Annotated in this window: 20 protein-coding genes and 1 tRNA gene; 10 read left to right on the top strand and 11 right to left on the bottom strand. The window is 70.5% G+C overall.

Features of this window, described 5'->3' with window-relative positions; translation table 11 throughout:
* Positions 1-78: 78 nt before the first annotated feature.
* Complete coding sequence (locus B5D60_RS07300) at positions 79-756, top strand: Crp/Fnr family transcriptional regulator (RefSeq protein WP_231948991.1); 678 nt, start codon at positions 79-81, stop codon at positions 754-756.
* Between the two features lie 131 nt (positions 757-887).
* On the opposite strand, the gene B5D60_RS07295 is transcribed toward B5D60_RS07300, so the two are convergent.
* The 4 genes from B5D60_RS07295 to B5D60_RS16695 are packed head-to-tail and all read right to left on the bottom strand — an operon-like array spanning position 888 to position 3,084.
* Positions 888-1,658 carry an MBL fold metallo-hydrolase gene (locus B5D60_RS07295; RefSeq protein WP_231948990.1) on the bottom strand — a complete coding sequence of 257 codons (771 nt, stop codon included), beginning with the start codon at positions 1,656-1,658 and terminating at the stop codon, positions 888-890.
* On the bottom strand, positions 1,655-2,467 hold the full coding sequence (locus B5D60_RS07290; protein ID WP_153302904.1) for an NUDIX hydrolase: 813 nt from the start codon (positions 2,465-2,467) through the stop codon (positions 1,655-1,657). The genes B5D60_RS07295 and B5D60_RS07290 overlap by 4 nt, the downstream gene beginning before the upstream one ends.
* Position 2,468: 1 nt before the next feature.
* Positions 2,469-2,927, bottom strand: a complete 459-nt coding sequence (locus B5D60_RS07285) for a RidA family protein (RefSeq protein WP_078699537.1) — start codon at positions 2,925-2,927, stop codon at positions 2,469-2,471.
* A 1-nt stretch (position 2,928) separates the two neighbouring features.
* Positions 2,929-3,084, bottom strand: a complete 156-nt coding sequence (locus B5D60_RS16695; protein WP_153302903.1) for a DUF4177 domain-containing protein — start codon at positions 3,082-3,084, stop codon at positions 2,929-2,931.
* Positions 3,085-3,161: 77 nt separating this feature from the next.
* On the opposite strand from B5D60_RS16695, the gene B5D60_RS07280 reads away from it, so the two are divergent.
* A complete protein-coding gene (locus tag B5D60_RS07280) occupies positions 3,162-4,142 on the top strand; it encodes an ArsA-related P-loop ATPase (protein WP_078699536.1) in 981 nt (326 codons plus the stop codon).
* Positions 4,139-5,338: an ArsA family ATPase gene (locus B5D60_RS07275; RefSeq protein WP_078699535.1), complete on the top strand. Its 1,200-nt coding sequence runs from the start codon at positions 4,139-4,141 to the stop codon at positions 5,336-5,338. Before B5D60_RS07280 ends, B5D60_RS07275 begins: the two co-directional genes overlap by 4 nt.
* Positions 5,339-5,344: 6 nt before the next feature.
* On the opposite strand, the gene B5D60_RS07270 is transcribed toward B5D60_RS07275, so the two are convergent.
* Positions 5,345-5,602: a WhiB family transcriptional regulator gene (locus B5D60_RS07270; RefSeq protein WP_078699534.1), complete on the bottom strand. Its 258-nt coding sequence runs from the start codon at positions 5,600-5,602 to the stop codon at positions 5,345-5,347.
* Between the two features lie 218 nt (positions 5,603-5,820).
* Here B5D60_RS07270 and B5D60_RS07265 point away from each other — a divergent pair, with 218 nt between their 5' ends.
* Complete coding sequence (locus tag B5D60_RS07265; protein ID WP_153302902.1) at positions 5,821-8,004, top strand: transglycosylase domain-containing protein; 2,184 nt, start codon at positions 5,821-5,823, stop codon at positions 8,002-8,004.
* A gap of 21 nt (positions 8,005-8,025) precedes the next feature.
* Here B5D60_RS07265 and B5D60_RS07260 read toward each other — a convergent pair whose 3' ends face one another.
* The 3 genes from B5D60_RS07260 to B5D60_RS07250 are packed head-to-tail and all read right to left on the bottom strand — an operon-like array spanning position 8,026 to position 10,217.
* Positions 8,026-8,487, bottom strand: a complete 462-nt coding sequence (locus tag B5D60_RS07260) for a GatB/YqeY domain-containing protein (protein WP_078699532.1) — start codon at positions 8,485-8,487, stop codon at positions 8,026-8,028.
* A 33-nt stretch (positions 8,488-8,520) separates the two neighbouring features.
* Complete coding sequence (locus tag B5D60_RS07255; protein WP_078699531.1) at positions 8,521-9,282, bottom strand: ABC transporter permease; 762 nt, start codon at positions 9,280-9,282, stop codon at positions 8,521-8,523.
* Positions 9,279-10,217 (bottom strand): ABC transporter ATP-binding protein, encoded by a 939-nt coding sequence (locus B5D60_RS07250; RefSeq protein WP_078699530.1) that lies wholly within the window; start codon positions 10,215-10,217, stop codon positions 9,279-9,281. Before B5D60_RS07250 ends, B5D60_RS07255 begins: the two co-directional genes overlap by 4 nt.
* 97 nt (positions 10,218-10,314) lie before the next feature.
* On the opposite strand from B5D60_RS07250, the gene B5D60_RS07245 reads away from it, so the two are divergent.
* From B5D60_RS07245 to B5D60_RS07225, 5 genes are all read left to right on the top strand, one after another.
* Entirely contained in the window at positions 10,315-11,442 is a 1,128-nt protein-coding gene (locus tag B5D60_RS07245; RefSeq protein ID WP_153302901.1) for a sensor histidine kinase, read from the top strand.
* A complete protein-coding gene (locus B5D60_RS07240) occupies positions 11,439-12,035 on the top strand; it encodes a response regulator transcription factor (RefSeq protein WP_078699528.1) in 597 nt (198 codons plus the stop codon). Before B5D60_RS07245 ends, B5D60_RS07240 begins: the two co-directional genes overlap by 4 nt.
* Positions 12,036-12,068: 33 nt before the next feature.
* Complete coding sequence (locus tag B5D60_RS07235; RefSeq protein ID WP_078699527.1) at positions 12,069-12,971, top strand: metallophosphoesterase; 903 nt, start codon at positions 12,069-12,071, stop codon at positions 12,969-12,971.
* Between the two features lie 18 nt (positions 12,972-12,989).
* A tRNA-Pro gene (locus B5D60_RS07230) sits at positions 12,990-13,066 on the top strand.
* Positions 13,067-13,070: 4 nt separating this feature from the next.
* Positions 13,071-15,206 carry an acetoacetate--CoA ligase gene (locus B5D60_RS07225; RefSeq protein WP_078699526.1) on the top strand — a complete coding sequence of 712 codons (2,136 nt, stop codon included), beginning with the start codon at positions 13,071-13,073 and terminating at the stop codon, positions 15,204-15,206.
* 45 nt (positions 15,207-15,251) lie between these two features.
* Here the strand turns inward: B5D60_RS07225 and B5D60_RS07220 are convergent, their stop codons facing one another.
* On the bottom strand, positions 15,252-16,379 hold the full coding sequence (locus B5D60_RS07220; protein ID WP_078699525.1) for a zinc-binding dehydrogenase: 1,128 nt from the start codon (positions 16,377-16,379) through the stop codon (positions 15,252-15,254).
* A gap of 171 nt (positions 16,380-16,550) precedes the next feature.
* Between B5D60_RS07220 and B5D60_RS07215 the strand changes: the two genes are divergently transcribed.
* The gene (locus B5D60_RS07215) at positions 16,551-18,509 is read left to right on the top strand and encodes an acetoacetate--CoA ligase (protein WP_078701328.1); all 1,959 of its coding nucleotides are present in this window, start codon (positions 16,551-16,553) and stop codon (positions 18,507-18,509) included.
* 135 nt (positions 18,510-18,644) lie between these two features.
* Here the strand turns inward: B5D60_RS07215 and B5D60_RS07210 are convergent, their stop codons facing one another.
* Entirely contained in the window at positions 18,645-19,679 is a 1,035-nt protein-coding gene (locus tag B5D60_RS07210) for an aspartate-semialdehyde dehydrogenase (RefSeq protein ID WP_078699524.1), read from the bottom strand.
* Positions 19,680-19,758: 79 nt separating this feature from the next.
* Entirely contained in the window at positions 19,759-21,048 is a 1,290-nt protein-coding gene (locus B5D60_RS07205; RefSeq protein ID WP_078699523.1) for an aspartate kinase, read from the bottom strand.
* Between the last annotated feature and the right edge of the window lie 122 nt (positions 21,049-21,170).

The raw sequence follows: 21,170 nt of genomic DNA, 5'->3' as shown, positions 1-21,170 counted from the left end.
AACACCGTATCCGGACACATCACACACGCGCGGGCCCAAGGTGGGTGTGATCTGGGTTGCATGTGGGAAACTAACGCTGTGACCGATGATGTTCTGCGCCAAGCTCCTCTGTTCAACGGCCTCGACGACGACGCCTCCGGCGCGCTCGAGTCCTCCATGTCGCCGGTGACCCTGCGTCGCGGCGAGGTCCTGTTCGGCGAGGGCGACGAGGGTGACCAGCTCTACGTCGTCATCGAGGGCAAGATCAAGCTCGGCCGTCGCTCGGTCGACGGGCGCGAGAACCTCATCGCGATCCTCGGCCCCGGCCAGATGTTCGGCGAGCTCTCGTTCTTCGACCCGGGCCCGCGCTCGGCCACGGCCACCGCCGTCACCGACACCGAGCTGCGCAGCCTCGGTCACAGTGCGCTCAACCCGGTGCTCCAGTCGCACCCCGACGTCGCCTACGCCCTGCTGAACCAGCTCGCCGGCCGCCTGCGTCGCACCAACGAGGTCGTGGGCGACCTCGTGTTCTCCGACGTCCCCGGCCGCGTCTCGAAGGCGCTGCTCGACCTCGCCGCCCGCTTCGGTCGAGAGGCCGACGACGGCATCCACGTCAACCACGACCTCACGCAGGAGGAGCTGGCCCAGCTCGTCGGCGCCTCGCGCGAGACCGTGAACAAGGCGCTGGCCGACTTCGCCTCGCGTGGCTGGCTGCGCCTCGAGCCCCGCTCGGTCATCATCCTCGACCTCGAGCGCCTCAAGCGCCGCTCGCGCTGACCTCCGCAGCCAGCCGGATCTCGATACGGCGTCTCGCTGCGCTCGCCGCCACTCGATCACCGCGCTCGGTGGTTGAGTAGCTGGCGAGGACGAGCCGCGTATCGAAACCACCCGAAGCTGATCGGGAACGGTCAAGCGCCTTCCAGGTACTCCAGCTGGGCGCGCACCGAGAGCTCGGCGGCGCCCCACAGCACGGGATCGACGTCGGCGTAGACGGTCTCCACCACCTCGCGGGCGGTGCGAGCGCCTCGCGAGACCGCGTCGCGCACCTGGCCGAGGCGTTCCTCGCGGTGCGTGAGGTAGAAGTCCAGGACGGTGCCCGGATCCGTCACGACCGGCCCGTGGCCGGGCAGGATCGTCGAGACCTCTCCGGCGGCCACCAGCGCGCGGAACCGGCGCATGGACTCCAGGTAGGGACCGAGCGCCCCGTCGGGGTGGGCCACGACGGTGGTGCCGCGGCCCAGCACCATGTCGCCGCTGAGCAGGGCACGATCCTGCGGCAGCAGGAACGCCACCGAGTCCTTCGTGTGGCCCGGCGCGGCCACCACGTCGATGAGGAGTCCGTCGAGCTCGATCCGCTCCCCGTCGGTCAGTGGGTCGGCGTCACGCGTGTACTCCGGCGAGATCGCCCGGGTGGGCGCGCCGGTGGCCGCGACGATCGAGGCGAGGGCGTCGGTGTGGTCGCCGTGGTGGTGCGTGAAGAGCACCAACGCGACCTCGCCCGCGGCCTCCACGACGGCATCGAGGTGCTCCGCGAGGTCGGGGCCGGGGTCGACCACGACCGAGCGTGACGCGCCGGGCTCGCGCAGGATCCAGGTGTTCGTGCCGTCGAGGGTCATGATCCCGGGGTTGTCGGCCAGGATGAACGATGCACGGTCGGTGACGTGCTGACGCTCGCTCACAGGTGCTCCTCTCTCTCGAGCTCGAGCCACCACTGGCCGTCCTGCTGGACGAGGCGCGGCTCGATGGGGCGGATCTCGCGCGTGGTGGCCGCCTCGAGCACCTCGGCGGCGGGAAGGGGTGCCAGCTCGCGGCACGTGACGGCGGTGGGCGGCAGCATGGCAGCACGGCCCTCGTCCACGAGGGCGAGCACCTTCGACAGGGGTGCCCACAGGGACTTGTCGGCCTCGGTGCTCACGGTGCCGATCCGCTGGCCGCGCGGCAGGGCCGCGACGAAGAAGCGGGTGTCGTAGCGGCGCGGCTCGAGCGCCGGGGTGATCCAGTGCGCCCACCCGCCGAGCAGGTCGGCGCGCAGGACCAGCCCTTCATCGGCCAGGAACCGCGCGAACGACAGCTCCTTGGTCTCGAGCGCCTCGCGGGCCCACGCGAGGTCGGTGGTGTCGCCCACGATCGAGCTCTCGTCGGGGCCGGCGAGCAGCACACCGGTCTCCTCGAACGTCTCGCGGACGGCCGCCACCACGAGGCGGCCGGCCAGGTCGGGGGCGCAGGTGAACCGCTCGGCCCACGCCTCGGGGGGCGGGCCCACCCACTGCATGGGCTCACCGTCGTCGTCCTGGACCCCGCCACCGGGGAAGACGTACATTCCCGCGGCGAAGGCCATGCCGGAGTGACGGCGCATGAGGAAGGCCTCGAGGCCCTCGGGCCCGTCGCGCACGACGGCGATCGTGGCCGCGTCCTTCGGGGCGGCGGCCGCGGCGGGATCGAAGTCCCGGAGCCGCTCCTGCATGGGTGCCGGCACGGGGACCAGCACGTCAGGCCACCTCGACGACCGCGTCGATCTCGACGGGGGTGTCCAACGGGAGGACGGCGACGCCCACGGCGCTGCGTGCGTGGGAGCCGGCGGCACCGAACGCGGCGGCCATCAGGTCGCTCGCGCCGTTGGCCACGGCCGGCTGGCCGGTGAAGTCGGGCGCGCTGGCCACGAACACGGTCAGCTTCACGACCCGCACGACCGAGTCGAGGTCGACCACCGAGGCGATCGCCGCGATGACGTTCAGGGCGCACAGGCGTGCGTACTCCTGCGCGTCCTCGGGCGAGACCTCCGCGCCGACCTTGCCGGTGCCCGGCAGGACACCGTCGACGAACGGCAGCTGGCCCGACGTGTACACGTGGTTCCCGCTGCGCAGGGCCGGGACGTAGGACGCCACCGGTGCGGCGACCTCGGGCACGCTGATGCCCATCGAGGCGAGGCGTTCGACGACGGCACCCATGTCAGGCCACCGGGCGCTTGAAGTAGGCGACGAGGTTCTCCGGGTTCATGCCCGGCACGATCTGCACCAGCTCCCAGCCGTCGCGGCCGAAGTTGTCGAGGATCTGCTTGGTCGCGTGGACGAGCACCGGGGCCGTCAGGTATTCCCACTTGGTCATGGGGCCGACTGTATCCCGCACGGGCGGGCACGGTTCTCGCCCGACACTTCCGCCCCACCCTCGGTAGTCTCGACGACGTGGCGAACTCGACCCCCCTGCACGTGGTGACGGGCAAGGGCGGCACCGGCAAGACCACGGTGGCCGCCGCCCTCGCCCTCGCCCTCGCCGGGCGCGGACTCACGGTGCTGCTGTGCGAGGTCGAGGGGCGCCAGGGCATCGCCCAGCTCTTCGACGTGCCGCCGCTGCCCTACGAGGAGCGCCGGATCGCCACGAGCGACGCCGGGGGCCACGTCCACGCGCTGGCGATCGATCCCGAGGCGGCGCTGCTGGAGTACCTGCAGATGTACTACCGCCTCGGCCGCGCCGGCCGCGCGCTCGACAAGTTCGGCGTCATCGACTTCGCCACGACGATCGCGCCGGGCGTGCGCGACGTGCTGTTGACGGGCAAGGTCTACGAGGCCGCGCGTCGCCGCAAGGGCGACAAGTCCTCGGACTTCGTCTACGACGCGGTGGTGGTCGACGCGCCGCCCACCGGCCGGATCGCGCGGTTCCTCGGGGTCAACGACGACGTGGCTGGCCTGGCCAAGGTCGGTCCGATCAAGACCCAGTCCGAGTCGATCATGAAGATGATGCGCAGCCCGCAGACGGCCGTGCACCTCGTCACCGTCCTGGAGGAGATGCCCGTGCAGGAGACGCTCGACGGCATCGACGAGCTGACCCGTGCCGGCCTTCCCGTCGGTCATGTCGTGGTGAACCTCGTGCGTCCTTCGCTGCTGTCGGCCGACACCGTCGAGGCCCTCCAGGCGGGGCGGCTCGACGCGAAGGCGGTGGCTCCCGTCCTGGAGCGGGCCGGCCTGCCCCGCGAGGCCGCAGGCACGCTCGTGGCGGACGGCTTCGGCCACGTCGAGCGCCAGCACCTCCAGACCGAGCAGCAGCGGATCATCGACGGCTGCAGTCGGCCCCACGTGTCGATGCCGCTGCTCACCGGTGGCATCGACCTCGGTGCGCTGCAGGACCTCGCGGTGCAGCTCGCGCCGCTCCTGGAGGACGCGCGATGAGCGCCCGGGTGACGACGACGCCCAAGGAGCGTCGCCCGCGCACCGAGCGCCGCCTCTCCAGCACCGAGCAGCCGGCGCGCATCGACGTCGACGCCCTGATCGCCGACCCGAAGACCCGGATCGTCGTGTGCTGCGGCTCGGGCGGCGTCGGCAAGACCACCACCGCGGCGGCGCTCGCGCTGCGCGCGGCCGAGAGCGGCCGCACCGTCTGCGTGCTCACGATCGACCCCGCGCGACGCCTGGCGCAGTCGCTGGGACTGCTCGAGCTGGACAACACGCCCCGCCCGGTGAAGGGGATCGACACGTCGGCCGGCGGCTCGCTGGACGCGATGATGCTCGACATGAAGACCACCTTCGACGAGGTGGTCGAGGCGCACGCCTCGCCCGAGAAGGCCGCGGAGATCCTCGCGAACCCCTTCTACGTCGCGCTGTCGAGCTCGTTCGCGGGCACGCAGGAGTACATGGCGATGGAGAAGCTCGGCCAGCTGCACGCCGAGGACCGGTGGGACCTCATCGTCGTGGACACGCCTCCGTCGCGCTCGGCGCTGGACTTCCTCGACGCCCCCGAGCGGCTCTCGTCCCTGCTCGACGGCCGGTTCATCCGCCTCATGCTGGCGCCCGCGCGCGGTCCGGCGCGGCTGCTCTCGGCGGGCCTGGGCATCGTGACCGCGGCGCTCAACAAGGTGCTCGGCGCCCAGGTGCTCACCGACATGCAGACCTTCATCGCGGCGTTCGACACGCTGTTCGGCGGCTTCCGTCAGCGCGCGGAGGCGACGTTCTCACTCCTGCAGGCGGAGGGCACGGCCTTCCTGGTGATCGCGGCGCCCGAGTCGGCGGCGATGCGCGAGGCGGCCTACTTCGTGGAGCGGCTGGCGGCCGACGACATGCCACTGGCGGGCCTCGTGGTGAACCGCGTCCACGACGAGTCGGCGGCGGGGGTGTCGGCGGCCGATGCCGAGTCGGCGTCGCCCCGGCTGGCCCAGGGCAAGGCGGCCGAGCGCCGGACGGCCGAGCTGCTCGACGTCCATGCCGAGCGGATGCGGCTGGCGGAGCGGGAGAACCGGCTGCGTGAGCGGTTCAGTGCGGCCCACCGGAACGTGGAGGTCGTCCCCGTGCCCGCGCTGGACACGGACGTCCACGACCTCGGGGGCCTCAGGGTGATCGGCGACCACCTCGGCGCCCCGCAGGGCGCCTGAGGCAGGTCAGCTGGCGACGACCAGCAGCTCGCGCCACTTGCGGACGTTGGGCTTGCGGCGCAGCAGCGCACGGCGCTCGCGCTCGGTCATGCCGCCCCACACGCCCCACTCGATGCGGTTGTCCAGGGCTTCGGCGAGGCACTCGGCCCGGACGTCGCAGCCGTTGCAGACGAGCTTGGCGCGGTTCTGCTCAGCGCCCTTGACGAAGAGATCGTCGGACTTTCCCAAGCAGGCGGCGTCCTGAGACCAGTTGTTGTTCCACATGCGCAGAGACCTTTCCCGAGATCCCGCCGGTCCCCGTGACCGGAAGGAGGTTTGTTTCTGCTGTGACTTCAGCGTAGGGATCATCGGGGGAACCGGACAGATTCGTCCGGGTAGTTGATACATAGTTCCAACTAGTCATGCCGAGCCTCGTTCCCGCCTCGTCCCCGCCGCGTCGGCGCTGGCGGATCCGGTTGCCGTTCTCCCGTATCCTCGTGTCCATGGCGTGGCAGGACATGGGTGACTCGATCAAGAAGGTCGCCGAGAGCGAACCGCGGCCGACGTCCAAGCTGGGGGCGATCGGCTCGATCGCGTGGCTCTCGGCGCTGGCTGGCGTGATCGTCGCGGCGATCTTCGTGCCGGGCACCGCCTTCCTGGCGGCCACCTCGAACAAGGCCAGCAAGGACATCGTCGACCTGCCGCTCGCGCTGCAGGACCTGCCGAACCCGCAGACCACCCGGCTGATCGCCTCCAACGGCAAGCGCGTCGCGTACTTCTACCAGGAGAACCGCCAGGACGTGCCGCTCGAGAAGATCGCCCCCGTCATGCAGACGGCGATCATCTCGATCGAGGACTACCGCTTCTACGAGCACGGCGCCCTCGACCTCAAGGGCACCCTGCGCGCCCTGATGAACAACGCCTCCGCGGGCAACACCCAGGGCGGCTCGTCGATCACCCAGCAGCTGGTGAAGCTGACCCTCGTGCAGCAGGCCACCACGAAGGAGCAGCGCGCCGCCGCCACCGAGGTCTCCACCGCGCGCAAGATCCGCGAGCTGAAGCTGGCGATCAACTACGAGAAGAAGTACTCCAAGGACGAGATCCTGGAGCACTACCTGAACATCGCCTACTTCGGCGACGGGGCCTACGGCATCCGCGCCGCGGCCTACCACTACTTCTCGGTCAGCCCCGACAAGCTCTCGACCGCCCAGGCCGCCACGCTGGCCGGACTCGTCCAGAACCCCGAGCAGTTCAACCCGCGCATCTACCCCGAACGCGCGCTGCAGCGCCGCAACACGGTGCTCGGCGTCATGGCCCGGCTGGGCAAGATCCCCGCGGCCGAGGCCGAGAAGCTCAGCGCCACCCCGATCGGGCTGAAGATCACCTCGTTCCCGAACGGCTGCGTCGACTCCGATGCCGCGTTCTCGTGCGACTACATCCGCCGCTACCTGCTGCAGGAGCCTGCGCTGGGCGAGACCGTCAAGGAGCGCCAGGCGATGCTCGAGCGGGGCGGCCTGACGATCAAGACCAACATCGACCTCTCGATGCAGAAGTCGGTCAACAAGGCCGTCACGCAGTACGTCGGCGCGAACGACAAGGCGATCGGCTCGCTGGCCCTCGTCGAGCCCGGAACGGGCAAGGTCCGCGCCATCGGCCAGTCGCGCTCGATGGGCAAGAAGAAGGGCGAGACGTACATCAACTTCACCGTGCCGCGTCGGTACGGCGACTCGAACGGCTTCCAGGCCGGCTCGACCTTCAAGATGTTCACGGCGGCCGCCGCGCTCGAGGACGGCATCCCGGCGAACAAGTCCTACAACTCGCCGCAGACGATGCGGATCCCCACGGGCACCTACTTCGACTGCGACGGCAACGGCACCGGCCAGTGGGAGGTCAAGAACTCCACGGGCGCCGGCGGCTTCAACATGGTCACCGGCCTGCGTCGCTCGGTGAACACCTACTTCGCCCAGCTCGAGCGCGACGCCGGCCTGTGCGAGACGGTCAAGATGGCCAAGCGACTGGGCATCCCCACCGCCGAGCCGGACATCGACAAGGGCAGCCCGGGCAGCTACATCCCGTCCTTCACGCTGGGCCCGATCGACGTCAGCCCGCTGGACATGGCGGCCGCGTACGCCGCGCCCGCCGCGGGTGGCATGTACTGCGAGCCGCTGCCGGTCGCCGAGATCCTCGACCGCAGTGGCAAGACGATCAAGAAGTACAAGCCCGAGTGCAAGCGCGCGATGAGCAAGAAGACCGCCGCCACGGTGAACGCGATCCTCGTGGGCCTGCAGCAGCCGGGCGGCTTCGGCCACAGCAACGGCACCGGCCTGAGCATTCCGTCGGCCGCCAAGACCGGTACGACCAACGACAGCAAGGCCGTCTGGTACGTCGGCTACACCCCCGAGATCTCGGCGGCCTCGATGATCGCCGGCATCAACAAGAAGGGTCAGCCGGCCGGTCTGGTCGGCACCACCCTGCGGGGCGTGCCGGTGTCGTTCGCGCAGGCCGGCGGCTCCTCGCTGGCCGGTCCGCAGTGGAAGGCGGCGATGGGCGAGATCGAGAAGTCGCTCACCCCGGCCAAGTTCGACGCGGTCACGCTTCCCTCGGCGCCGAAGGCGACGAAGAAGAGCGGCGGGGACGACGACGATCGCCGAGGCCGCGGACGCGGTCGCGGCGGGGACGACGATTGAGCCAGAGGCCTGATCCGGGCGTCAGGCGCCCAGCTGGCGCCTGACCTCGGCCGCCACGGCCCCACCGTCGGCCCGGCCCTTGGTCTGCGCCGTCACGGCGCCCATGACCTTGCCCATGGCCCTCATGCCCTCGCCGGCGGCGCCGGTCTGCTCGATGGCGCCGGCCACGAGGGCAGCGATCTCCTCGTCGCCGAGCGGCTCGGGGAGGTACTCGGCCAGGATCGCCGCCTCGGCCCGCTCCTTGTCGGCCAGCTCGGGGCGGTGCCCCTCGTCGAACGCGGTGGCCGACTCGCGGCGCTTCTTGGCCTCGGACGAGAGCACGGTGAGGACGTCGTCGTCGGTCAGCTCTCGTGCCTCCTTGCCGGCCACCTCGGCATTGGTGATCGCGGCGAGCACCATCCGGATCACGGAGGTGCGCAGCGCGTCACGGGCCTTGAGGGCGATGTTGAGGTCGTCGCGGAGACGGTCCTTGAGAGCTGACATGCGTCCATTCTCCCACCACCCGGCGCCTCCGTGTCAGTGCCGCGGCTCCCAGCGGAACAGCCGCTTCGTCAGGTCGTACCCCAGGTAGGTCCACAGGGCCAGCCCCGCGACGGCGACGCCGACGTTGCCGTACACGTCGATCTCGTAGGCGGCCCGGACGAGCGTCACGAGGGCGCCGCCGGGGGTCAGGTCCAGCCACCGGTACTCGGTGATCGGCGAGGCGATCAGGGTGCCGAGCGCGAGCGCCACGAAGGGCATGCTCGAGATCTGGGCGGCGCTGGGGTTGGGGGTCAGAGCGGCGGTCGCGGTGGCCGCTGTGACACAGGCGGCGAGCAGACCGACGAGGGCCAGGACGAGCCACCACCACGCGCCGGGGACACCGTTGCCGAGGGCGACCATGACGACCATGACGACGGCCGTCTGGAGCAGGCAGAGCGCGACCGGCGGCAGCAGGAGTCCGGCCAGGATGACCAGATCGGGCGACTCGCCCGAGCGCAGCCGCTTGAGGAACAGGTCCTGCCGCCGCGTCACGAGGGTCGTCGTGGCCGTGATGTAGACGGTGAACGTCACGAAGAACATGACGACCATCGAGACCATGCCGACGGACGCGACCGCGTCGCCCGAGGCCTCGACGGCGGCGTCGCGCTGCACGAACAGGAACACCGCGAACATCAGTGGCAGCAGCGTGGCGCTGAACAGCACCGCCTTGGATCGGGCGATGAGGCGGAACTCGGAGCCGGCGATGGCCCGGATGCGGGCGATCGACGTCGGCGATGCGGTGGTCGTGGTGCTCATGAGGCATCCTCCATTCGGGTGTGGCTGACGCGGGAGAAGATCTCGGAGAGGCTGGCCTCCGAGGCGTTGATCCGTTCGAGGCGGTGGCCGTGCTGGTCGGCCCAGCGCAGCAGCCGCCCCAGGGAGGTCTGCAGGTCGTCGACGTCGAGCCGGACCCGGCCGGCGGCGATCTGCAGGCCGACGGGATCGACGACGGTGCGTAGCTCGCGGTCCAGGTCGGCTCCCGGACGGTCGGCGATGCTGAACTCGATCGCGGCCGGGGCGGTGCCGATCACCTCGGACAGCGTGCCCTCCGTGGCGAGGCGCCCCTCGTGCATGATCGCGACACGGTCCGCGAGGGCCTCGGCCTCCTCGAGGTAGTGCGTGGTCAGGACGATGGTCGTGCCGCTCGCCTTGAGGTCGGCGACGAAGCGCCAGGCCGACTCGCGCGACTCGGGGTCGAGCCCCGCGGTCGGCTCGTCCAGGAACAGCACCTCGGGACGGTTCAGCGTCGCCAGGACCAGGTCGAGACGTCGCCGCTGGCCACCGGAGAGCTGGACCACCCGCGTGCCTGCGCGGTCCGTCAGGGAGAGGCGCTCCAGCGCCTCGTCGGTCGGGCCGGGGTTGGTCGTCAGGCTGGCCCACAGGTCGACGGTCTCGCGCACCGTGAGGTCGCCGGCGAAGCCCGTCTCCTGCAGCATGATGCCGAGGCGGGGGCGCAGAGCACCGCGATCGGCGACGGGGTCCAGGCCCAGGATGCGGACCTGCCCGCCGTCGGCCGCGCGGTGGCCCTCGAGGGTCTCCATGGTCGTGGTCTTGCCCGCGCCGTTGGTGCCGAGCAGGGCGAAGAGCTCACCGCGGTGCACGGTGAGGTCGACGTCCCGTACGGCGGTGAAGTCGCCGTACGAGCACACGAGCCCTCGGGCCTCGATCACGGTCGTGTCGTTGGTCTCCATGACTCCACCCTCGTCGACCTCCGGCGGGTGTCACCAGAGCGCGGCGTCACCATGACTGATGACATCTGTCATGCGCCTCCTCGGCTACGGTCGAGCCGTGAGCTCGAACCCTGACGGCTTCCTGGCGACGTGGCGCTACACGGCCTCGAGCCTGTGGATCTACGTCGTGATCGGGCTGGTCGGGCCGGTCACGCGGGCGTCGGCGGACCTGATCGAGGGCACGGCGGTGCTCCGCAACGTGCTGCTGCTGGTGGTCATCGCGGCCGTCGTCCTGCTCTCGTGCCGTCCGCTGGTCGCCTCCGCCCGCGCCGGACTCGGGCACGAGCAGCTCACGTGGTCGCAGCGGGCGCGGTACCTCGCTCCGGCGCTCCTGGTCCTGCCGCTGGCGTGGATCCCGCCGGCGTTCCCGGTGGGCATCGTCATGGTGCCGTGGCTCGTGGTGTCGCTGCTGGCGGTCGACCTCGCAGCGCGGCGCCGGAACATGCTGCTCATCGTCACGCTGCCCGCCCTGCTCGGGGTGTACGCCGTCGGGGGATGGGAGCAGCTGCGCGATCTCGATGTCGAGGGGGGCTGGGTCCTGTTCTACCTCGCGCTCATCCTCCCGGCGGTCTGCATCTTCCAGGTCTGGCTGTGGCAGCTCATGCTCCAGGTCCGGTCTCGAGGTCAGGCCGAGGCCGACCTGGCCGCCGTGCGCGAGCGCCTGCGCCTCGCCGCCGATCTCCACGACGTCCAGGGCCACCACCTGCAGGTCATCGCGCTGAAGGCCGAGCTGGCCGAGCGGCAGCTCGACCGCGACCCCGACGCCGCGCGCGCGTCGATGGCCGAGGTCCAGCAGATCGCCCGCGCCGCCATCACGGAGACGAAGGAGATCGTGCGCGGCTACCGGCGCACGAGCCTGCGCGAGGAGATCGCGAACGCTGCCGCCGTGCTCGAGGCCACGGGCGCCGACGTCGTGGTCGAGTGCTCCGAGGAGCTCGACCGGCCGCTGTTCGCGCTGGCGCTGCGGGAGGCGACCACGAACATCCTGCGCCACAGCGACGCGACCTCGGTGCGGATCTCGGCCGTGCCGGATCGGCTCACGATCGTCAACGACGGCGCGGCCGAGCCGACGGCCTCGTCCCACGGTTCGGGTCTCGCGTCGCTCACCGAGCGCGTGGCGGCCGCCGGCGGTCGCCTGTCGGTGCGGCGGGACGGCGACGTCTTCACGGTCGAGGTGTTCACGTGATCCGTGTCGTGGTCGTCGACGACGAGGAGATGATCCGCAGCGCGATCGTGGCACTGCTGGCGCTGGAGGAGGACCTCGAGGTCGTGGGCGAGGCGGCCAACGGCGCCGACGGCCTCGACCTGGTCCGCCTGCACGAGCCCGACGTGGTCCTGCTGGACCTCGAGATGCCGCCGACGGACGGGATCGAGGTGGCGACCCAGATCGACGGGCGCTCCCGCTCGGTGCTGATGACACGGCACGCGCGGCCGGGAGTGCTGCGTCGTGCGATGGCGGCAGGCGTCTCCGGCTTCGTGCCCAAGTCCAGCCCGGTCTCGGCGCTGGCGGAGGTGATCCGCGAGGTGGCCGCGGGCAAGCGCTACGTCGACTCCGAGGTCGCGGCCGCCGCGCTCGAGGCCGAGGCGTGCCCATTGTCGGATCGTGAGCTGGACGCCCTGCGGCTGACCCGGAGGCACCTGTCGGTCGCCGAGATCGCCGGGACGCTGCACCTCGCCGAGGGCACGGTGCGCAACTACCTGTCGAACGCCATGGCCAAGACGGACACGTCCTCGCGTCACGAGGCGGCCGAGCACGCCTACGAGCACGGCTGGATCTGACCCCGGTCCGCACCGCCCCACTAGGCTGGCCGCATGGGACTGGGGCGGCTGCTGACCGCGACGACGGCGCTCGGGCTGGGCACCCTGGCCTACTCCTACGTCGAGGCCACGCGGCGCTTCGTCGTCCGGGAGTTCACGGCACCGGTCCTGCCCGCGGGCCACGACCCGATCCGGGTGCTGCACCTGTCGGACATCCACCTCACGCCGGGCCAGTGGGCCAAGCAGGAGTGGCTGGAGTCCCTCGCCGCGCTGGAGCCCGACCTCGTGGTCGACACCGGCGACAACCTCGCGCACCGCGACGCCGTGGCGCCCCTCGTGGCCTCGCTGGCCGGCCTGCTGCGGGTGCCGGGCGTCTTCGTCTTCGGCTCGAACGACTACTACTCGCCGAAGCTGAAGAATCCCGCGACCTACCTGAGCGGCGGCACCGGCGTGGACGTCGGCGGGGACTGGGAGCGCCCGCGCGACCTGCCGTACGAGGAGCTGCGCACCGTGCTGTCGCACCAGGGCTGGCGCGACCTGAACAACGCCCGCGACGTGCTGACCGTCAAGGGCACTCGCATCGCCTTCACCGGCGTCGACGACCCCCACCTGCGGTTCGACCGGCTCGACCACCAGCCGGCCGACGCGACGGCTGATCTGCGGATCGGCGTCGCGCACGCGCCCTACCTGCGCGTGCTGGACTCCTTCAACGCCGCGGGGAACGAGCTCATCCTGGCCGGGCACACGCACGGCGGGCAGCTGCAGGTACCCGGGTTCGGCGCGCTGGTCACCAACTGCGACATCGACCGGCGGCGGGCGAACGGCCTGCACACCCACCGGACGCCCGGGCACGACGCGTCGTGGCTGCACGTGTCGGCCGGCTGCGGCACGTCGCCGTTCACGCCGTTCAGATTCTGTTGCCGCCCCGAGGCGACAGTCCTCACCCTGACCGGGTAGAATCTCTGAGGTTGCACACGGGGTGTGGCGCAGCTTGGTAGCGCGCGTCGTTCGGGACGACGAGGCCGCAGGTTCAAATCCTGTCACCCCGACCATGCGATGTCTCACGACATCGGCAACAGCCGGACCTGCATCTGCGGGTTCGGCTGCTGTCATTCTCGGGGTCCCTTGCGCGCCGAGGTCCGCCACGACGACAATGAAGGTGATTTCATCTTCACCGCCCGTCGGGTCGGTGACCTTCGACGAGTGACAGAAGAGGCGACGACCATTTCCACCACGCCCGAGATCATCTGGCACCCGGACCCCTCGGTCGAGACCGAACTGCACCGCTTCACAGCGTGGCTCCGCGATGAGCGCGACGTGGACGTTCCGACCTACGACGACCTGTGGAACTGGTCGGTCACGGACATCGAGGGCTTCTGGCACGCCATCTGGGACCGCTTCGAGGTGGGCCCCCCGATCGATCACGCCGACGTGCTTCCCGAGGAGGGAATGCCGAGCCCCGTCTGGTTTCGTGGGTCGCGCGTCAACACCGCCGAGTTCCTGTTGCGCCCGCGAGCCGAGGGGTCGTCGACCGCCATCGTCACGGTGGGCGAGGACGGCTCGGCAGAGACGGTGTCGTGGGACGAGCTGCGTCGTCAGACCGCCAACCTCGCTGCGACCATGCGTGAGCTCGGGGTGAACCGCGGCGACGTGGTCGTGGGCTATCTGCCGAACGTCGCTGAGGCGCTGATCTCCTTCCTCGCCACCGCTTCGCTCGGCGCACTGTGGGCCGGCGTCGGGCAGGACTATGCCGCGCAGGCTGCCACCGATCGCTTCGCCCAACTGGAACCAGTCCTGCTGATCGCGGCCGACGGCCACCTCTTCAACGGACGTGAGCGCGACCAGCGCGAGGCGGTCCGCGAGCTGCGGTCCAGCCTGCCGAGTCTGCGTGGCGTCATCGGCGTGACGCGACTGGGACCCGGCCTCGACGATGTCGTCGACTGGTCCGACGCGGTGGCCACCGACGTTCCGTTCGAGCCGGTGAGCACCGACTTCAACGACCCGCTCTGGGTCCTGTTCTCGTCCGGGACGACCGGCCTTCCCAAGGGAATCGTGCACTCGCACGGCGGTGTCGCGGTCGAACAGGCGAAGTCCGGCAACCTGCATTGGGACATGGGTGTCGACGACGTCTACTTCTGGTACACCTCGCCGAGCTGGGTGATGTGGAACTCGCTCGCGGGTGCGCTCGGCACCGGCACCACGGTCGTGTGCTTCGACGGGGCTCCCAAGCCAACCGGTGAGACGTCCCTGTGGCAGATCGTCGCCGACCAGAAGGTCACGATCTTCGGCACCAGCCCGGGCTTCCTGATGATGTCCCAGGACGCGGGTGTCCGGCCTGCGGCCGAACACGACCTCTCGCACCTGCGGATGATGGGCAGCACCGGTTCGCCACTGGCGCAGCGTTCCTTCCCCTACGTCCGTGACGAGGTCGGGCCCATCCCGCTGTTCTCCCAGTCCGGTGGCACGGACGTGTGCGCGTCCTTCGCGCTGGGTGCTCCCACGGTGCCGATCTGGTCGGGTGAGCTCTCGGTGCGCGGGCTGGGCATCGCCACCGCCGCCTGGGACGACGACGGCCAACCCGTGATCGACCACGTCGGCGAACTCGTCGTCACACGGTCGATGCCGAGCATGCCCCTGCGCTTCTGGAACGACCCGGACGGCGCCAAGTACCGCGCGGCGTACTTCGAGACCTTTCCCGGCGTGTGGCGCCATGGTGACTGGATCACGGTCACGGATCGGGGCACGGTCGTCGTCCACGGGCGCTCCGACTCCACCCTCAACCGCAACGGCGTGCGGATGGGCTCCGCCGACATCTACGCGGCCGTCGAGTCGATGGACGAGATCGTCGAGGCTCTGGTCATCGGTGCGGAGGAGGCCGACGGCGGGTACTGGATGCCGTTGTTCGTGGTGCTGCAGGACCGCACCGAGCTCGACGAGGCTCTGGTCGAGACCATCCGCACCCGGATCAGGGAGAAGGCCTCCCCGCGTCACGTCCCCGACGAGGTCATCGCCGTCCGCGGGATCCCCCACACCAAGACCGGCAAGAAGCTGGAGGTGCCCATCAAGCGGCTCATCCAGGGAACGGCCATGGACCAGGTCGTCGCGCGCACCGCGGTCGACGACTTCAGCTTGATGGAGGAGTTCCAGGACCGTGCCGAGCGCCGCCTGAAGCAGGTGGCCGAGCGCGGCTGAGAGCCGAGCCCGGGACGAGCCGTCGCGATCCCGGGCAGGCAGGGGTCAGCCCGGCGGGACGATCAGGTACTTCTCGCCGGTCTGCTTCCGGACGTACTTCGCCAGCACCTCTGGCTGCAGGGCCTCGGTCAGCGTGATGCGGTGGGCGTAGTCGCTGGCGAACAGCGTCGTCAGCTCGTCGACCACCCGCTGGCGCAGCCGCTGCTCGACCTGAGGACCCGCCGCGGCCAGGAACGGCATCAGCAGCCAACCGCCGCAACTCCACGACATGCCGAAGGTGCGAGTCAGGACCGTCGGGCCCAGGTCCAGGCCGCCGTAGATGTACACCTGCTTCTTCGCGTCCGAGCCGTAGCGGCTGTACGTTCCGTCACCGCGCCGGTTGATCCCGACCTCCATCGCATGCAGGATCTGGCCGGCCAACGTCCCGCCACCGATCGCGTCGAAGGCGATCGTCGCCCCGGTCGTGGTGATCGCGTCGGCCAGCGCCTCGTCGAAGTCCTCGGCCGTGCTGTCGAGTACGTGCGTGGCGCCCGCCTCCCGCAGGAGCGCCACCTGTTCCGGGCTTCGCACGATGGCGACCAGGTCGATCCCATCGGCCAGGCACACGCGCAGCAGCATCTGTCCGAGCGTTGACGCAGCCGCGGTGTGCACGATGGCGGTGTGGCCTTCGGACCGCATGGTCTCGATCATGCTGAGGGCTGTGAGCGGGTTGACGAACATCGCCGCGCCATCGGCCGCCGTGGCACCGTCGGGCAGGACGCTGCACCCGGAGGCCGGCACGACGCAGTACTCCGCGTACATCGCGAGTCCCATGGCGCCGACCTGCTTGCCGAGCAAGTGGGTGGCGTTGACACCCGCCGCCACGACGGTTCCGGCACCCTCGTTGCCGACCGCGAGGGACTGATCGAGCCGCGCCGCCACGGCGGCCAGTCGCTTCGTCGGAACCTCTGCCGTGATGACGGGTCGGTCGGGGGTTCCCGAGCCGTGCATCGTCGACAGGTCGGCCGGGCCGATCAGCAGACCGAGGTCCGAGGGATTGATCGGTGCCGCCTCGACCTGGATGACGACCTCGTCGGGTCCGGGATCGGGCACCGTGACCTCCTCGAGCTCGAGCCGCAGCTCTCCGCCCGCGGTGATCGTGCTGCGGAGCTCGAGGCCCGTCAGCGCGCTCATGAGATCGAACTTCGGGCGGGGGCGGAAGGGGTCCGTGCTCGTGTCATCGCTGCGCCTCGTTCGGTCGAGATCGATGGGTGTGTCCTCCGTCGAGGCTAGTACCTCGGCCGGAAGCTCGAGTGTCGCGTCAGGTTCGGGGTGACCGTCCGGCGTGAGTCCTACACTGCCGACATGCCTGCCGACGTTCTCTGGGAGCCCGCACGCACCGGCGACACCATGATCGAGCGGTTCGCCGCCTGGATCAGCACCACCCGCGGGGTGGAGGTGCCCGACTACGACGCCCTCTGGCAGTGGTCGGTCGACGACCTCGCCGGCTTCTGGGCCGCGTGGGTGGAGTACCTCGACCTGCCTCACGACGGCAGTGCCGAGCCGGTGCTGCCGGACGCGTCGATGCCCGGTGCCCGGTGGTTCCCCGAGCTGCGGCTGAACTACGCCGAGGCGATGCTGCGGATGCCCGGCCGTGCGGACGACGACGTCGTGGTGATCGCGCGCTCCCAGAGTCGCGACGAGGTCCGGCTCACGGCGGCGCAGCTGCGCGACCAGGTGGCGCGGGCGCGCCAGGGCCTGCTCGACCTCGGCGTGGGCCCGGGCGACCGCGTGGCGGCCTACGCCCCGAACATCCCCGAGACCTTCGTCCTGCTGCTGGCCAGCGCCAGCCTCGGCGCGGTGTTCTCGTCCTGCGCCCCCGAGTTCGGTACCCAGAGCGTGATTGACCGGTGGCAGCAGATCGAGCCCGTCGTGCTGCTCGCGGTCGACGGGTACCGCTACGGCGACAAGGGGATCGACCGGCGCGAGCAGGTGGCGACGATCTCCGCCGCCCTGCCGAGCGTGCGCACGCTGGTCTGGCTGCCGTATCTCGACGCGGCCGCACCGGCGCCCGAGGGGGCGATGGCGTGGGAGCGCTTCACGAGCCGCCCCGGCCCGCTGGAGTTCGAGCGGCTGGCCTTCGACACCCCGCTGTACGTGCTCTTCTCCTCGGGCACCACGGGCCTGCCGAAGCCGATCGTGCACGGCCATGGCGGCATCACGATCGAGCACCTCAAGGCGCTCAGCCTGCAGAGCGGGCTGGGGCCCGACGACCGGTTCTTCTGGTTCTCCACCACCGGTTGGATGATGTGGAACTTCCTGGTCTCGGGGATCGGCGTGGGCGCCACCGTGGTGATGTTCGACGGCAACCCGGCCCATCCGGATCTCGGTGCGCTGTGGGAGATGGCCGCAGAGGTGGGCGTCACGTACTTCGGCACGAGCGCACCCTTCCTGCTGCAGTGCCGCAAGGAGGAGCTGCACCCCGCGCAGGTCGCCGACCTCTCGGCGCTGCGCGCGCTCGGGTCCACCGGCGCGCCGTTGCCCGAGGCCGGATTCCGGTGGGTGTACGACGAGTTCGACCCGAAGGTCCAGCTGGCCTCGGTCTCCGGCGGCACCGACACGTGCGCGGCCTTCGTCGGCGCGGCGCCCATCGTGCCGGTCTACGCGGGCGAGATCTCGTGCCGGTCCCTCGGCTGCGACGTCGACTCCTTCGACGAGTCGGGCCACTCCGTGCGCGACCAGCTCGGGGAGCTCGTGATCAAGCAGCCGATGCCCTCGATGCCGGTGGGCTTCTGGGGCGACGCCGACGGCTCGCGCTACCGCGCGGCCTACTTCGAGGACTTCCCCGGCGTGTGGCGCCACGGCGACTGGATCAACCTGACGTCCTACGGCTCGTGCACGATCACCGGCCGCAGCGACGCCACCCTCAACCGTGGCGGCGTGCGGCTGGGCACGTCGGAGTTCTACTCCGTGGTGGAGTCGATGCCCGAGGTGGCCGACAGCATCGTGGTGCACCTGGAGGACACCGAGGGCGGCGCGGGACGGCTGCTGCTCTTCGTGGCACTCGTGGAGGGCGCCGTGCTCGACGACCACCTCACGAAGCGGATCGCCACCGAGCTGCGCACCAAGCTGTCGCCGCGCCACGTTCCCGACGAGGTGCACCAGGTGCGCGGCATGCCGCGCACCCTCTCGGGCAAGAAGCTCGAGGTCCCGGTGAAGAAGATCCTGCGCGGCACCCCGGTGGACGACGCGGCGGCCAAGGGCGCGCTGCAGAACCCCGAGGTCCTCGACGACTTTGCCCGGCTTGCCGGGCAGGTCGAGTAGGGAGGGCGCTCAGCGCCCGAGCGTATCGAGACCCGGTCAGGTGATCTCGATACGCGGGCTGGTTCCTCGCCCAGCTACTCGATCACCGGCCCGGTGATCGAGTAGCCGACGAGCGGAGCGAGGCGCGTATCGAGATCAGACCAGCAGCTCGGCGATCTGGATCGTGTTGAGCGCGGCACCCTTGCGCAGGTTGTCGCCGGACACGAACAGCACCAGGCCCTTGTCGCCGTCGAGCGACCGGTCCTGGCGGATCCGGCCCACGAGGCTCTCGTCGCGGCCCGCCGCGTCGAGCGGGGTGGGCACGTCGGCCAGCTTCACGCCGGGCGCGCCCGCGAGGATCTCGGTGGCCCGTTCGGGGGTGATGTCGTCGGCGAATTCGGCGTGGATCGACAGCGAGTGACCCGTGAACACCGGGACGCGCACGCAGGTGCCGGCCACCCGCAGGTCGGGCAGGCCGAGGATCTTGCGCGACTCGTGGCGGAGCTTCTGCTCCTCGTCGGTCTCGAACGAGCCGTCGTCGACGATCGAGCCGGCCAGCGCGATGACGTTGAACGCGATCGGCGCGACGTACTTGACCGGGTCGGGGAAGGTGACCGCGTGACCGTCGTGGGTCAGCGCATCGGCCTTCTCGACCGTGGCGAGGGCCTGCGAGTGCAGCTCCTCGACGCCGGCCAGGCCGGACCCGGAGACCGCCTGGTAGCTGCTGACGGTGAGGCGCACCAACCCCGCCGCGTCGTGCAGGGGCTTGAGCACCGGCATCGCGGCCATCGTGGTGCAGTTCGGGTTCGCGATGATGCCGCGACCGCGCGCCGAGTCGCCGGCGGGGATGTCGTGCGGGTTGACCTCGCTGACGACCAGCGGGATCGCCGGGTCCTTGCGCCACGCCGACGAGTTGTCGATGACGGTGACGCCGGCCTCCGCGAAGCGCGGGGCCTGGACCTTGCTCATCGTGGCGCCCGCGCTGAACAGCGCGATGTCGAGGTCGGAGACGTCCGCCGTGGCGGTGTCCTCGACGACGATCTCCTCGCCGCGAAACGGGATCGTCTTGCCGGCCGAGCGGGCCGAGGCGAAGAAGCGCACCGAGTCGGCAGGGAAGTTCCGCTCCTCGAGCAGCTGGCGCATGACGGTGCCGACCTGGCCGGTCGCACCCACGACTCCGATCTTGGTCATCGCGCCACCGCCTGGGAAAGGGCACGGTGGGCCGGTGCCGCGATTCCACGCTCTGAATTGTTCGCTCGCTGGCGCTCGCTCATCGTCCGGTCCCTCCGTACACGACTGCCTCGGTGTCCTCGGCGCCCAGGCCGAACGCCTCGTGGGCCGCGTTGACCGCGGCGTCGACCTCGTTCTCGCCGACGACCACCGAGATGCGGATCTCGGAGGTCGAGATCATGCCGATGTTGACGCCGGCCGACGCGAGCGCCTCGAAGAACGTGGCGGTGATGCCCGGCTGCGAGCGCATGCCGGCGCCGACGATCGAGACCTTGCCGACGCTGTCGTCGTACTGCAGACGCTCGAAGCCGATCTGGTCCTTCAGGCGGGCCAGCGCGGTCATCGCGGTCTGGCCGTCGTCGCGCGGCAGCGTGAACGAGATGTCGGTGAGCGCCGTGGCGGCGGCCGACACGTTCTGGACGATCATGTCGATGTTGATCCGGGCCTCGGCGAGGGCGCGCAGGACGGCGGCGGCGTAGCCGACCTTGTCGGGGACCCCGACGACGGTGATCTTGGCCTCGCTGCGGTCGTGGGCGACCCCGGAGATGATGGCGTGCTCCATCGCCTTGCCTTCTTCCGTGTACGTGCTGACGTCTTCGGTGCCCACGACCCAGGTGCCGGTCTTGTCGCTGAAGGACGACCGCACGTGGATGGGCATGGAGTTGCGGCGGGCGTACTCGACGCACCGCAGGTGCAGGATCTTGGCGCCGTTCGCGGCCATCTCGAGCGTCTCCTCGTAGGAGATCGCGGGGATGCGCGTGGCGGTGGGGACGATGCGCGGGTCGGCGGTGAAGATGCCGTCGACGTCGGTGTAGATCTCGCACACGTCCGCGTTCAGCGCCGCGGCCAACGCGACGGCAGTGGTGTCCGAGCCGCCGCGGCCGAGCGTGGTGATGTCCTTCGTGGTCTGCGAGACGCCCTGGAAGCCGGCGACGATCACGATCGCGCCGTCGGCGATGGCCGACTGCAGGCGCCCGGGCGTGACGTCGATGATCTTGGCCTTGCCGTGCACGTCGTCGGTGAGGACGCCGGCCTGCGAGCCGGTAAAGCTGCGGGCCTCCTGGCCGAGGGTCTCGATCGCCATCGCCAGCAGCGCCATCGAGATGCGCTCGCCGGCGGTCAGCAGCATGTCGAGCTCGCGGCCCGGGGGGAGGGGGGAGACCTGGTTGGCCAGGTCGATCAGCTCGTCGGTCGTGTCACCCATCGCGGACACCACGACGACCACGTCGTGACCGGCCTTCTTGGTCGCCACGATGCGTTGGGCGACTCGCTTGATGCTGGTGGCGTCGGCCACCGACGAGCCGCCGTACTTCTGCACGACGATGCCCATGGACATTTCCTTGCTCTGGAGGGACTGCAGGCGCAGTGGGATGACGCCACGCTGCGCCTGGACCAGTCTAGCCCCTGCGCTTCGAGGGCCCGGCCCGCCGTCCGGGCGCTGGACCGGGGAAA

Origin of the sequence: Aeromicrobium choanae (genome assembly GCF_900167475.1) — a bacterium.
Lineage (GTDB): Bacteria > Actinomycetota > Actinomycetes > Propionibacteriales > Nocardioidaceae > Aeromicrobium > Aeromicrobium choanae.
This window is presented reverse-complemented; position numbering and strand designations above follow the sequence as displayed.

Excerpts from the sequence above, each read along its gene's own strand:
- B5D60_RS07285 (WP_078699537.1), bottom strand. The coding sequence starts at position 2,927 with ATGGGTGCCGTCGTCGAACGCCTCGCCTCGATGGGCATCAGCGTGCCC.
- B5D60_RS16695 (WP_153302903.1), bottom strand. The coding sequence starts at position 3,084 with ATGACCAAGTGGGAATACCTGACGGCCCCGGTGCTCGTCCACGCGACC.
- B5D60_RS07275 (WP_078699535.1), top strand. The coding sequence starts at position 4,139 with ATGAGCGCCCGGGTGACGACGACGCCCAAGGAGCGTCGCCCGCGCACC.
- B5D60_RS07270 (WP_078699534.1), bottom strand. The coding sequence starts at position 5,602 with ATGTGGAACAACAACTGGTCTCAGGACGCCGCCTGCTTGGGAAAGTCC.
- B5D60_RS07265 (WP_153302902.1), top strand. The coding sequence starts at position 5,821 with ATGGCGTGGCAGGACATGGGTGACTCGATCAAGAAGGTCGCCGAGAGC.
- B5D60_RS07260 (WP_078699532.1), bottom strand. The coding sequence starts at position 8,487 with ATGTCAGCTCTCAAGGACCGTCTCCGCGACGACCTCAACATCGCCCTC.
- B5D60_RS07255 (WP_078699531.1), bottom strand. The coding sequence starts at position 9,282 with ATGAGCACCACGACCACCGCATCGCCGACGTCGATCGCCCGCATCCGG.
- B5D60_RS07250 (WP_078699530.1), bottom strand. The coding sequence starts at position 10,217 with ATGGAGACCAACGACACGACCGTGATCGAGGCCCGAGGGCTCGTGTGC.
- B5D60_RS07235 (WP_078699527.1), top strand. The coding sequence starts at position 12,069 with ATGGGACTGGGGCGGCTGCTGACCGCGACGACGGCGCTCGGGCTGGGC.
- B5D60_RS07225 (WP_078699526.1), top strand. The coding sequence starts at position 13,071 with ATGTCTCACGACATCGGCAACAGCCGGACCTGCATCTGCGGGTTCGGC.
- B5D60_RS07220 (WP_078699525.1), bottom strand. The coding sequence starts at position 16,379 with ATGAGCGCGCTGACGGGCCTCGAGCTCCGCAGCACGATCACCGCGGGC.
- B5D60_RS07215 (WP_078701328.1), top strand. The coding sequence starts at position 16,551 with ATGCCTGCCGACGTTCTCTGGGAGCCCGCACGCACCGGCGACACCATG.
- B5D60_RS07210 (WP_078699524.1), bottom strand. The coding sequence starts at position 19,679 with ATGACCAAGATCGGAGTCGTGGGTGCGACCGGCCAGGTCGGCACCGTC.
- B5D60_RS07205 (WP_078699523.1), bottom strand. The coding sequence starts at position 21,048 with ATGGGCATCGTCGTGCAGAAGTACGGCGGCTCGTCGGTGGCCGACGCC.